Raw genomic sequence first — 12268 nt, forward strand, 5'->3', positions numbered from 1 at the left:
AGCGGTTGGGTGCTGGGCGTATGAAGGAGGCATCGGTGGCGGGCGAGTCCCCCGACATGTCGGAGCAGCAGAAGTCGTCGGGGGATCCGGCCGCGGCGCCGGTTCCGGCGCCGTCCTCGGGCGGTATCGACCCCCGGCTCGCGGTCGCCCGCGAGGTCTCCATCCGCGTCGACCAGCCGACGGCGGTCTTCACGACGCGGACACGCGGGGAGGCGTCGTCTGCGACGGAGAGCGCGGACGCGACGGCTTCTTCGAACACGAGGACGACGACCGACACCGACACGGTTGTGCCGGCCGGGTCGGAGGGCCCTGCCGGGGCGGGCTCCGACGGGGAGAGCGGCACTGCCGCTGCCGAGGCCGCCGGTGACGCCCGGCTGCGCGCGGCCGTCGCTGCGTGGGTGACGGGCGCTGACGCCAAGGAGGCGACGGAGGCGACCGAGGCGGCCGAGGCGGCCGAGGACTCCGCCGGAACGGCCAGTGGTTCCGCCGTGGCTGAGGCGGCGACGGCGGACGACGCGGCGGACGCCGACGGCCTGGCGTCGGGAGATGTCGTTCCGCCGACTGGCGATGGCGACGCGAGGGACGCGGACGTGGACTCGGATGCTCGTGGAGGCGCGGGCGCGGGTGCGGGCGCCGAAGGCTCGGGCTCTGACGCCGGCTCGGGGTCGGTGTCGGAGTCGGACTCGGGTTCTGGCTCGAGCTCGGGTGAGGCTCAGGAGGCGGTTTCGTCGTCCGAAGCCGAAGCCGAAGCCGAAGCCGAAGCCGAAGCCGAAGCCGAAGCCGAAGCCGAAGCCGAAGCCGAAGCCGAAGCCGGCGGCCGGTTCCAGCGCGCGGCGCAGGCCGCCGACGAGCGCGAGTCCGCGAATAGGGCGGCGGGTACGGCCACCGGCGCGGGCCACGCGGCCGACGCCGACGAAGAGCCGCAGGAGTCGGGTGTGGAGGCCGGGCCTGCGGAACCAGCCGCGGACGAGTCCGCGCAAAGCGCAGACACGCGTCGGGATGCCGAAGCCGAGCCGAAGTCCCGTTCAGGGGCCACGTCCATGTCGGGGGCTGAGCCTGCGGGATCCGAGCCTTCGGTCGCGGCCGGGCCTGGGCTGCGGGCGGACGCGGATGCGTCGCCTGCAACAGCGGCACAGGCCGCCGAGCCCCGGCCCCGCGCGGGTGCGGAGCCGGACTCGGCGCACGACGAGCCGGGCGGTGCCGATGGCGCCGGCTCGCGTTCGTCTTCCGGGCCCGACTCCGGCTCCAGCTCTGGCCCCGCCGCTGACGCCGGCTCACGAGCTGACGGCGGCTCCGGTGCCGATGCCGAGGCGCGCGTCGAAACCGACTCCGACTCCGCGGCTGACGCCCCGTCCCGCCCCGGAACTCCTTCCGACGCCACCGCCACCGCCACCGCCACCGCCACCGCCACCGCCGACGCCGACGCCGACGCCGACGCCGACACCGGCGACCGTGGTGACTCCGGTTCCGGTGTCGATCAGGCCACCGCCGTGTTCCGGGCCGTCCGGCCTGCCGTCGATCAGCCGACGGCCATGCTGAAGATCGGTGGCCGGAAGCCAGGCGAGAAGGCGGCTGACGATCGTGCGGGGGAGTCGGGCCCCGACGAGAAGCAGGCCGATGGGGCGCAGGGTGCCCCGGTCGGCGGTAAGAGCGGTGGTCCCGGCGCGTCCGGGAGCGGGGAGGCGGCTCCCGGCGCCGGGCGTCGCAAGGACGAGCCCGATGCCGAGCGGACCAGCAAGTTCGTGGCGCTCAAGCCGCTCGACGACGAGCCCGCCGCGCCCAAGAAGCCGGGCGCAGCCGCCCCCGCGGGGTCCGCGATGCCCGCCGCCCCGGCGCCCGCCGTCCCCGGGAACGCCGGTCCCGAGCGGACCGCGCAGCAGCCCTTGCCGCCGATGCCGCCGCTCGACCTGCTGGCCGAGCTGACGAACACGCCTCCGCCCCCGGAGACCCCGCTGCGTACCGCCGTGCGGCGGGTCAAGATCTGGACGCCGCTGGTGGTGCTGCTCGCGATCGTGTTCGCAGTCGTGCAGGCCGTGCGCCCGCTGCCGACGCCGACGCTCACGCTGACCGCCGACTCGGAGTACGCCTTCGACGGCGGCAAGGTGACGCTGCCGTGGCCCCAGGAGGGCCAGGGCTGGATGGACGTCACGGGCCTCGGCACCATGGACCGTTTCGGTGAGCAGAAGTCCGTACCGATCGGCTCCGTGGCCAAGGCCATGACCGCGTACGTCGTGCTGCAGGAGCACCCGTTCAAGTCCGGCGCGAACGGCCCGTCGATCACGGTCGACGCGCTGGCCGAGAAGGAGGGCGGCTACGACGCCGACGGCGAGTCGACGCTCAACACCGTCAAGGAGGGCGACAAGCTCTCCGAGAAGGACGCCCTCGCGGCCATCATGATTCCGTCCGCGAACAACATCGCGCGGCTGCTGGCCCGTTGGGACGCCGGTTCGGAGGAGGCGTTCGTCAAGAAGATGAACGCCGCCGCCAAGAAGCTCGGGATGACCAACACCACGTACACCGACCCCTCGGGGCTGAAGGAGACCACCGTCTCCACAGCCGAGGACCAGGTGAAGCTCGGCAACGAGCTGGTGAAGATCAAGGCGCTGACGGACATCACCAAGCTGCCCACCTGGAAGGACCCTTCGGGCAAGGTCTGGCAGAACTACAACCGCCTGGTGCCGTACGACAACGCGATCGGCATCAAGACCGGCTCGACCACCAAGGCCGGCGGCAACCTCCTCTTCGCCGCCACCAAGGAGGTCGGCGGGGAGACGGTGACCGTCGTCGGCGCGGTGCTCGGTCAGCACACGCCGCCGATCATCGACACCGTCAACGCGGTCAGCAAGACGGCGATGCTCGCGGCCCAGACGGCCCTGAAGGGGCAGACGATCCTGAAGAAGGGCGATGTCGTCGGATACGTGGACGACGGTCTCGGCGGGCAGACGCCGGTGGTCGTCACGCAGGACGTGTCCGCGGTCGGCTGGGCCGGGCTCACCGTGCGGCTGAAGCTCGGCGACGACGGCACCACGATCCCGCACACGGCGAAGCCCGGCACCAAGGTCGGCGTGCTGAGCGTCGGCGACGGCTCGGGCACCGCCGTCGAGGTCCCCATCGCGCTCCAGGACGAGCTCAAGGAGCCCGCCTTCGGCGCCAGGCTGACCCGGGTGGGCTGACCCCACGGGCCATTCGGCTGGCCCCGCGGGCCATTCGGCTGAACCCGGCCGGGCTGCGCCCGCAGCCCGTCCGGTTGCCCGCCGTTCACCCCCGGGGCGGTGTCCCCGGGGTGACGGCGAACTGTCCGTGAGATGACCCGGGACCGTCCCCGGGCCGAACCGTCAGGGCGCCGCGCGGCGACCCCCGTGCTAGCGTCGCGGGGATCGGGGCGGGTGCCGGGGCGTGCCCGGGGCGGACGGACCCCGGGCCCCCGGACGAGGACTACACACGTACGGGGAGTGTCTTGAGTGGCCACTGCGGAGCCGACGCGGGCCGACGACGCCGAGCCGGATGACGGAAAAGGTGCGCGAATAACGCTGCCCGCACAGCGGTGCGAGCAGCGCACCGCCGCAACCGACCAGATGCACCAATTGACCCAGCCGTCCCCGTCTGAAGCGCCCCCACCCCAATCGCCTCGATCATCCCCGCTTCAAGCGTCCCCACCGCAATCACCCCGATCGCCCCACACCCCCTCCGGTGACAGCGGACGTCCTGGCCTGCCCGCGCTGCTGCCGTTGCTCCGCCACCCGGTGACCTGCGTGACCGCCATCGCGGCCGTCCTGCACATCGTGTGGTTCTTCGCCTTCGCGAACAGCGGGGGCGACCTCGCGGCCCAGGACGCCTGGGCCGAGTTCGTCGGGCAGAACCCCGACTCCGCGTACAACCTCGCCTGGTACGGCGGCATGCACCCCGTGTCGTACAGCGTCGTGTCGCCGTATCTGATGTCCGTGCTCGGTGTGCGGACGACGATGATGATCGCCGGAACGGTCTCCGCCGGGCTGGTCACGCTCATACTGCTCCGCAGCCGTGCCGTGCGGCGGCCGCTGTGGGCCGCGGCCGGCGGGGTCTTCGCGCTGCTCTGCAACGCGGCGTCGGGCCGCGTGACATACGGCCTGGGCACGATGTTCGGGCTCGCGGCGGTGGCCGCCGTGTTCTGCTGGCCCTACCGCTGGCGGTACAAGCGCTGGGCGAAGGCCGCCGTCGCCGCCCCGCTCGCCGGTCTCGCGACCGCGTCGTCGCCCGTCGCCGGGCTCTTCGTGGGGCTCGTCGCCGTCGCGCTGTTCCTGCAGAAGCGACGGCCTGGCGCCTACGCGCTGGGGCTCGCACCGGCCGCCGTGGTCGGCCTGTGCGCCTGGCTGTTCCCCTTCTCGGGTACCCAGCCGATGGGGTTCGGGTCGGCCGTGCTGCCGCTGCTGTTCTCGGGCTTCGTCTTCTTCCTCGTACCGAGGGAGTGGACGACCGTACGCCTCACCACGGCCGTCTACGCCCTCGCCGTGCTGCTCACCTGGCTGATCAGCTCCCAGATCGGCTCCAACATCACCCGGCTCGCCATGCTGTTCGCCGGGGCGGTGCTGCTCGCCGCACTGCCGTTCGCCAAGCCGCGTACGCGCAAGTGGTACGCGATCGTCGTCGCGTTCGCGGGGTCCGTCGCCTGGATCGGCTTCAAGGCGGTCGACGACGTGGTCCACACGACGCCCGCCGCGTCCTGGGCGCGGGAACTCGCCCCGCTCGTCAACCAGCTGCAGGTGGTCGGCGCCGAGAAGGGCCGGGTCGAGGTCGTCCCGGCCCGCTCGCACCGCGAGGCGTCCGCGCTCGCGCCGTACGTGAACCTCGCCCGCGGCTGGAACCGGCAGGCCGACATGGAGCGCAACCCGCTCTTCTACGACGACACTCTGAACTCCGCGAACTACAACGACTGGCTCAGGCGCTGGGCCGTCCACTACGTCGTCCTTCCGAAGGACGAGCCCGACGGGCACGGCGGCGAGCGGGAGCGCGAGCTCGTGCTGCGCGGACAGCCCTATCTCGAGGAGGTCTGGGCCGACGCCAACTGGCGGCTGTTCGCCGTCAAGGACCCCACGCCGCTCGCCGAGCCCAACGCCACCGTCGACCGCGCCGAACAGGGCGAGCTGACCATCGAGGTGAAGCAGGCGGGACGGGTGCTCATCCGCATCCCGTACTCGCCGTGGCTCGGCCTCGTCGACGCCGAGGGCAAGAGCGTCGAGCCGCCGAAGGAGACGGAGGAGTCCAAGCAGCGCGAGGAGGGCACCCCGAAGACCTTCCGGAACGAGTACGGGTGTCTGATGGAGACCGAGGAGGACGCGGCCGGCGACAAGTGGACCGAACTCCTCGCCCCGCGCCCCGGCGTCTACCGGCTGGCCGCGCCCTACCAGCTGCCTCGCGGGACGCCCTGCCCGGAGGAGCTGCGCTGAGCGTCCGCGGACCGCTTGGGTGCGCCTCCTCGCGTCCGCCGACCCTTCCCGTCCGCCGACCCCTCGCGTCTGGTGAGCCCTCCTAGCCCACCGATGGCGCGCAGATGCCCTCGGGCGGGCGGGTCGTCGTCTCCTGCCCCTCGTCGCCCGCGGACGACGAGTCGGACGAGTCGGACGAGCCGGTCGCCGCTTCACGGACCGAGTCCAGCTTTTCGAGCAGACCCTTGAGGCGCTGGTCCGTGGGGTTGCGGAAGTACTCCAGTACGGCGCGGTGGAAGGCGTCACGCAGCGAGGGCGGCATGACGTCGGAGGCGTCGAAGCAGAGCGTGTTCTTCTGGTCGGTCAGGATGCCGGCGATCTTCCGGCCGATCGGGTCGGTCGGCTTCGGATCGTCCGAGGCGGGGAAGAGCGGCTGCGGTTCCGGCTGGGACACCTTGCTCGCCATGTCCCGCCACAGCCTGCGCGCTCTGGGGCCGGAAAGCCGCTCGACCAGCTCCTGGGCGTCGGGGTTGTCGCTGAACACGGCGGCCATGTCGCCCGACACCTCGTACGTGTCCCTGAATTTGTCGTCGCCCTGCAGGAAGCCGGCCGACGGTTTGACGCGGACGTCGTCGCCGGCGTACAGGTAGCGGACGAACGCGCCCTGGTGCTCGTGTGTGCAGTCGAGCGAGTTCAGCAGCCCGCGCGAGGCGCCGCTTTCGTCGGCCGTGCCCTCGAAGGAGGTCTTGAGGGACTCCTCGACCGAGTGCGGCGATCGGCGGCCGAGCAGCTCGGCCCAGGTCCTCCAGGCCCGCTCCACGGCGCTGTTCTGCCAGCTCAGCCTCCCGGTGGCCCAGTCCGTGTAGGTGGTCGGGCCGGCCTGGTGCAGGAGGATGTCCTCGATCCAGTCGGTGCCCGGCCAGCCGGACGTGGCCTGGGACGCGAGGCCTATGCACCACTTCGGTCCGGAAGTGCCGACCGACGAGCCTTTCTTGCTCCACACCAGGCTCTTGAGGTCCACCTTCAGCGGCACCCAGTAGGTGTGGAGAAGGCCCTTCACCCGCAGCCCGCCCGCCCAGGGCGCGAAGGCGCGCTCGGCCGCCTTGTCGAGGGGCTTGAGCCTGCCTCTGCGTGCGTACTCGGTCAGTTCGCCGATGCTGTTGAGGATCGCCACGTCGGGCGGGGCGTCCGCCTCGAGCTGCGCGACGAGGGTCTCGCGCAGGGAGCTGGTCCCCTCGTACGCGTACGTGTACCCGGTGTCGTCGTCGAGCTTCTTCAGCATCGCTTCGAACGCCTTGCCCTCCGGGCCCGTCCAGGGGCCGAGGACGACGAGCGTGTCCCTGCCGTCCTGCGTGCAGCCGCCGGAGAGCGCGGCGAGGGCGAACAGGGCGCAGGCCAGGGCCAGGCGGAGGACGGGGCGCGGGCGGGTCCGGTGCGGACGGCGGGGCGCGCGCGGGTGACGGCTGGGGTGCGGGCGGCGGCTCACGAGGTGGTTCGTGAGGTGGTTCATGAGGCGGTTCACGAGGCCGCTCCCGGGCGGGCGATGAGGAGGTACTCGCGGCGGTACGTGTGCAGCGCGCCGCCGATGACGGCCGCGCCGACCACCCCCACGGGCATGACGAAGGGCGCCACGCCGTCCAGGAAGGAGAGGCGGCCCGCGGCCAGCTCGTCGTCGACCGACGACTCCAGCGCGTCGATGGCATGCGGGCTGAGATTTCCGGCCCACTGGTCCTCGGCGAGCACCTCGGTGTCCGGCGACGTTCGGTCGGAGAGGTCGTCGGCGCTCGGCACCACCTGCTGCTGTGCGTGGTACGCGAGCACGGCATCGGCCGCCAGCATCGGCACCGCCGCCAGCGGCAGCGCGGCCACCAGCAGCGGCAGGCTCAGCCTGATCCGGAACCGGTGGCGCAGGAAGACGACGGTACGGGCCACCCCGACGGCGAGCAGGACGAAGGCGACGGCCGCGACGGCCAGGGCGGCCAGTACGCCCCCGCCCCATGCCGCGCGCGCCTCCAGCCGGCCGCGCAGTCCCCGCTCCAGGGCCGAGATCCGGTCCACGATCGTGGTCGCGGTCGCCGCGGAGCCGGTCGACCGCCGGCACTCCGGGTATGTGGTGTCGTCGCCCGTGCCGCCGCCTGTACCGCTCTCCGTGTCTTTGCCCGCTGTGTCGCTGCCCGTGTCGTTGCGCGGGTTCGTGTCGCACAGCATGTTCTGTGCGTACGTGAGTTCGGCCTCCCGCAGTGTGCGGTCGTCGTCCGCCTGGGCGCGGTTGATCCAGCCGCTGTAGTCCACGAGCAGGCCAGAGACCACATCCAGCTTCTGCTGCTCGGACACGGTGAGGGCGCCGTGCTGCGCGACCTGGCTCAGGCTCTGCGTGGCCCGCTTCATCCGTGTCCGGTACCGCTCGCTGAGCCCGCTGAGCTCCACCGCCCCGTCCTCGTCCAGCAGGGCCCTGCCGGCCTCCGCCTGCGCGATCTGCAGCGACACCCTGGCCTCGGCGAGATCCACCAGCGCGGGCGCGATGTGGTCGCGGAGGTACGCGGAGTCCCCGCGGACGTCGGCGTACGCCCAGCCGAACGCGCCGAAGGCGATCACGGAGAGCAGCGGAAGGGCGATCAACCGATCCCGCAGGTAGGCGCGGTTGCTGCGGCCCGCGGGTGCCGGCCATGCGTACCGCCACAGGCGCCTGCCCATCTCGGCGCCGACGGCAACCACTGCGCGGACGCCTTGTAAGACCCGCTGGCTCACCGGTGCTCTTTCACGGCTCACCGGTCCTGTTCCACCGCTCACTGGTCCCGCTCCGCAGTCGGGAGGACGCTTGTGCTCGCCTGGATGCGGGCCGCCTCGATGTCGAACCGCTCGATGGCGGGGCGGAGCCGGACAGCCGGGCCCTCAGCGCGGCGTCGTACGTCGACGAGTCTGCGGAGGTGGTCCTGCATGGCCGTGTCGCCGGTGCGGGTCGCCAGGGTCCAGGAGCGGCCGAAGTGGGCCTCAGCGGCCGCCGTGTCGCCCTCCCGGAGTGCGGTGCAGCCCTGCTCGAACGTACGGTGCAACTCGTCTTCGTGGAGGTAGTGGGCGACTCTCGGATCGAGTCTGCTGTACAGGTCCGCCTCGTCCGACCAGCGCATCAATACGGCGGCGGGTTCCGGGAGTTCGACGTCCGCCCCCGCGGGCCCGGCCACGTCGACCTCCACCTCGGTCAGGAACAGCACCTTGCCCAGCTGGTCGGGGCGGTACGGAGCACTGACGCAGAGCAGATAGTCGCGCGTCTCCTCGCCCCACGCCCCGGTGGCGTACTCCTCGATCGCTCCGCCCGCCCCCGACTCCACCGCGGACATGTCCACGTACACCGGCCGCAGCGCGACCCGTGTGGGATGCACCTGTTCGAAGGAGTGCAGCGTGACGTCGGCCCGGTGGTGCAGGCGCAGCCGCAGCCCGGTGATGTCGCGGTCCGCGGCCCGCTCGGTGAGCGCCGCGAACTCCCCGGAGAGCCGCGCGAGATCCCCTACGGCGCTGGCCCGGCCGCTCAGCTCGCGGGTGATCAGCAGGAGTTCGTCGGTGTCCCAGGCGTCCCCGATGCCGACGGCGTCGCAGGTGAACTCCGACGCACAGGTCTCGACCCGCTCGCGCAGCTCGTCGTGCGACTCGTATCCCGGTTCGTTCCGGCCGTCGGTGAGCAGTAGCGCATGCCGTACGAAGGCGTCCTGGGCGGGCACATCCCGGAGCTCGCGGAACAGCAGGCGCGCCCTCTCCAGCCAGGTACCCATCGCCGTGCCGCCGCCCGGGGTGCACGCGTGCAGGGCGATCCGTGCGTCGGCCCGTGAACGGGCGTCCGCGACAGCGAGCCCGAACCGCTGCGGGTAGATCATTCCGGCCCGGTCCCGTCCGGCGACGACCGCGAAGCGCGCGCCGTCCGGCATCCGGTCGAGTGCGGCAGCCGCGGCCTCACGGGCGGCGGCCAGCCTGCTCGGCGGGTTGACCATCGAGGAGGAGTGATCGATGAGCAGCACCTCGGCGAGCCGCGGCGTGGCGTCCGACGCCGGCCGGGCCACGGCGCGGGGGCGGCGGCGTACGGAGACGGTGATCACCGCGTACATGCGGGGGGTGTCCTGCGCGTTGGGCGCGCGTTTCGCGCTTGGGCCTGACGCGAGTGTCGTGCCTGGCCCTGGCCCTGGCGTGCGTGTCGTAGTCGTGGGCGGCGGGCCGGCACTTGGCGCGCCCTCCGCGCCTTCCGCGCCTGTCCCGTCCGGGCCGGCCAGGGCCGGTCCCGGCGTCGGACCCGCGGGTCCCCGTCCGGGGCCCGCGACCGGCCTGGGGCGCGGTAATTCGACGACCTGGCTCACCTCGAGTCCGATCGTGGTGGCCGGACCCTCGGCGAGGTGAGCGCCGCGGCCCGCAGCCAGTTGCTGATCCTCTTCCCCAACCATGGGCTGTCCCTGTTGTGTCGGTAGGCGAACGGGCGTACTTGGTAGGCCCGGTCCAGCAGCCGCTCGGCGAGCCGCGCACCGTCCGGTGCGTCGGAGCGCGCCGCCTGCTGGGCGAGGCCCAGGTAGAACCGGGACAGATCCTTGCGCAGCCGGCGTTCGTCGCCGGGGAAACCGATCCGTGCGGCGTCCGGGGCGACGGAGAGCGCACCGAGCTGCCGGGCATCGATGGCGCCGCGCGCCAGCAGGTCCTGTGCGGCCTCCCAGACCTCCGCCTTCATCCGCACCCGGGCCTGCTCGTCGGTCAGCCCGTGCTCGTGGAAGAGCCTGGCGAGGCGCCGGAGCACCGCGCCCAGCTGCCCGGCGTCCTGCGCCTGACTGACGCCGATGCGCACGGCGGCGGTACGAGCGGCCGTGCGGTGGCGCGAATGCTGCGGCACGGCGTCCAGCGCCTCCACGGCGTGCGCGTCGGCCTGCGGCCCGCCCTGCGCCAGCCAGGCCCGCGCAACACCGAACGCCGCGCCGCCCAGCGACGGATTGCGCAACCGCACCGCCTCGTGGAACGTCAGCGCCTCATGCCGGCGCCCCAGCCGCTCGGCGCAGTAGCCGAGGGCGAGCTTCGGCGCGTACTCGCCGGGGATCGCCGCGTAGACCCGGTCGAAGTGGTCCCGGGCATCCTCGACCCGGTCCCGCGCGAGCGCCAGCAGCCCGCGATGCCAGTCGACGCGCCAGTCATGCCGGGCACGCCCGGCACCGATGGCCTCGACGGCACGCAGCAACTCGCCTTCAGCATCGGCGAGATGGGGCTCCGTGACGGGCGGGCGCTCGGCGGCGGGAGCGTCGGGCGCCCGTAGCGCCACCCTCAACTCGAGTCGGCACCGCAGCAGATGCACCTCGGCAGAGCCGGACCAGCCCTTCGTATGCTGCAGCAACGCCGCCGGATCGGCGTCGGAGAGACGGCTGAGCTCGGCATGGCGCGTGTCGTCCGGATCCGGCCGCGGCACCGGCATCCGCTGGGACACATCCGCCGCGGACGGCGCCGCGTGCAGGGGCGCCCGCGGCCCGTCGTCCTCGGGCGGAGCCGCCCACCGCGACAGCCGCGGCGCGACACCGAGCGCGCCCTCGAGGGCGTAGGGCGACTGCAGGAACAGCGGTGACGGCTCGAACGTCTCCAGCCCCGTCCGCAGCGACCGCAACTCCCGGAAGACACCCCGGAGCTGCTCATCCATCTCCCGCGCCGTCGCGAACCGGTCCGCCCGCTCCTCGCGCGTGGCCCGCTGCAGCACCCGGGCCAGTGAGACCAGCCCCAGGCCCTGCGGCGCGGAAGCGGTCATGTGGAGGGCGGCGCGGGCCGTCACCTCGTCGGGGCCGGCCGAGGCGAGCCGGTCCAGGGCGCCGAGCGCGGCGAGATCGTGCCGCGACTCACCCAGCCCGCACACGCTGCGCAGCGTCTCGCCGAGGCTGAACAGGTCGTCCTGGCTGGTGGACGCCCCTGTCGCGGTGTGCACGGTCGGCGCGCGATAACCGGTGGTGGTGAGGCCGGGCGCCCGCTCGCCCCGGATGCTTCCCACGTCGATGAGCTTCGTGGTGGTGCCGTCGTGCATCACGTTCTGCGGCTTCAGATCGCCGTAGACCTTCCTGCGCTCGGGCGCGTGCAGATGCTCGAGCGCGGACAGCACACGGACGCCGTACGCGAGGACGAACTCGTGGAACCGCGCGCCCCCGAACCGCTCGGGCTCCCGGCTCGCCAGAGCACGCACCTCTTCGAGGTTGAGCCCGTCCACGTACGGCAGGACGAGGAAGTCCCCGACGCCCTCGTGATGCCCGTAGTTGAACACCGGGATGATGCCCTCGTGGTTGAGGTCGGCGAACGCCTGCCGCTCCTTCGCCAGCGCGCCCCGCGCGACCGCGGCCTGCACCGGCCGCAGGACCTTCACGGCCACCTCGCGGTCGTCGACCTTGGTGTCGAGCGCCAGATGGACCTCGCCCATGCCGCCGTGGCCGAGCGGCCTGACCACCCGGTACTGGTCGGCGAGCAGCTGCCCGCTCAGCGCGTCCGCGGCGCCCGGGGCATCCGGGGCGTCCGGCGAGCGTTGGGCCTCCGGCGTGCGCGGAATGCCCGGCGGCCCCGGCGGCCCCGGAGTACCCGGAGTGCCCGGGGGTGCCGCCCCGTCCCGCGGCCTGATCTCCGGGAGCAGCGTGGGATCCGGGCTCTCGTCCGGGAGCTCGACGTCGGCGGTACGGCCGGCGCCGGAGCCGGTGCCCGCCTCGACGATGTACCACGGCTCGGACTGCTCCGGGGCGTCGGGCGCCGGGACGGCGGAGGAGCTCATCGCCAGGGTGGCTGAGGGTTCCAGGGCTGCTGAGGGCTCCATGACCCCGGTGGGTTCCAGGGGCGCTGATGGCCCCGGAACCGCCCCCGCCGCGGACGAATGAAGCCGG

The 12268-nt window shown here is 72.9% G+C and carries 6 protein-coding genes; 2 read left to right on the plus strand and 4 right to left on the minus strand.

The features are described from left to right. Positions 1 to 20: 20 nt before the first annotated feature. Positions 21 to 3173: a D-alanyl-D-alanine carboxypeptidase gene (locus tag ABT009_RS41055; protein WP_351306704.1), complete on the plus strand. Its 3153-nt coding sequence runs from the start codon at positions 21 to 23 to the stop codon at positions 3171 to 3173. Positions 3174 to 3752: 579 nt separating this feature from the next. After that, the gene (locus ABT009_RS41060) at positions 3753 to 5423 is read left to right on the plus strand and encodes a DUF8823 domain-containing protein (RefSeq protein ID WP_502990064.1); all 1671 of its coding nucleotides are present in this window, start codon (positions 3753 to 3755) and stop codon (positions 5421 to 5423) included. 82 nt (positions 5424 to 5505) lie between these two features. Here the strand turns inward: ABT009_RS41060 and ABT009_RS41065 are convergent, their stop codons facing one another. The 4 genes from ABT009_RS41065 to ABT009_RS41080 all read right to left on the minus strand — a co-directional run bounded on the left by ABT009_RS41065 (position 5506) and on the right by ABT009_RS41080 (position 12201). Then, complete coding sequence (locus ABT009_RS41065; RefSeq protein ID WP_351306707.1) at positions 5506 to 6924, minus strand: extracellular solute-binding protein; 1419 nt, start codon at positions 6922 to 6924, stop codon at positions 5506 to 5508. After that, positions 6921 to 8150, minus strand: coding sequence for a GlnX family signal transduction membrane protein (locus ABT009_RS41070; protein ID WP_351306709.1), 1230 nt, complete (start codon positions 8148 to 8150; stop codon positions 6921 to 6923). Before ABT009_RS41070 ends, ABT009_RS41065 begins: the two co-directional genes overlap by 4 nt. A 38-nt stretch (positions 8151 to 8188) precedes the next feature. Continuing rightward, a complete protein-coding gene (locus ABT009_RS41075; RefSeq protein ID WP_351306711.1) occupies positions 8189 to 9499 on the minus strand; it encodes a vWA domain-containing protein in 1311 nt (436 codons plus the stop codon). Positions 9500 to 9741: 242 nt separating this feature from the next. Next, positions 9742 to 12201: a tetratricopeptide repeat protein gene (locus ABT009_RS41080; RefSeq protein ID WP_351306713.1), complete on the minus strand. Its 2460-nt coding sequence runs from the start codon at positions 12199 to 12201 to the stop codon at positions 9742 to 9744. Positions 12202 to 12268 lie beyond the last annotated feature (67 nt).

Source organism: Streptomyces sp. NPDC002896 (genome assembly GCF_040295225.1).
GTDB lineage: Bacteria > Actinomycetota > Actinomycetes > Streptomycetales > Streptomycetaceae > Streptomyces.

What these genes read in the sequence shown, in the direction of transcription:
- ABT009_RS41055 (WP_351306704.1), top strand. Translation starts at nt 21, where the DNA reads ATGAAGGAGGCATCGGTGGCGGGCGAGTCCCCCGACATGTCGGAGCAG.
- ABT009_RS41075 (WP_351306711.1), bottom strand. Translation starts at nt 9,499, where the DNA reads ATGTACGCGGTGATCACCGTCTCCGTACGCCGCCGCCCCCGCGCCGTG.
- ABT009_RS41080 (WP_351306713.1), bottom strand. Translation starts at nt 12,201, where the DNA reads ATGGAGCCCTCAGCAGCCCTGGAACCCTCAGCCACCCTGGCGATGAGC.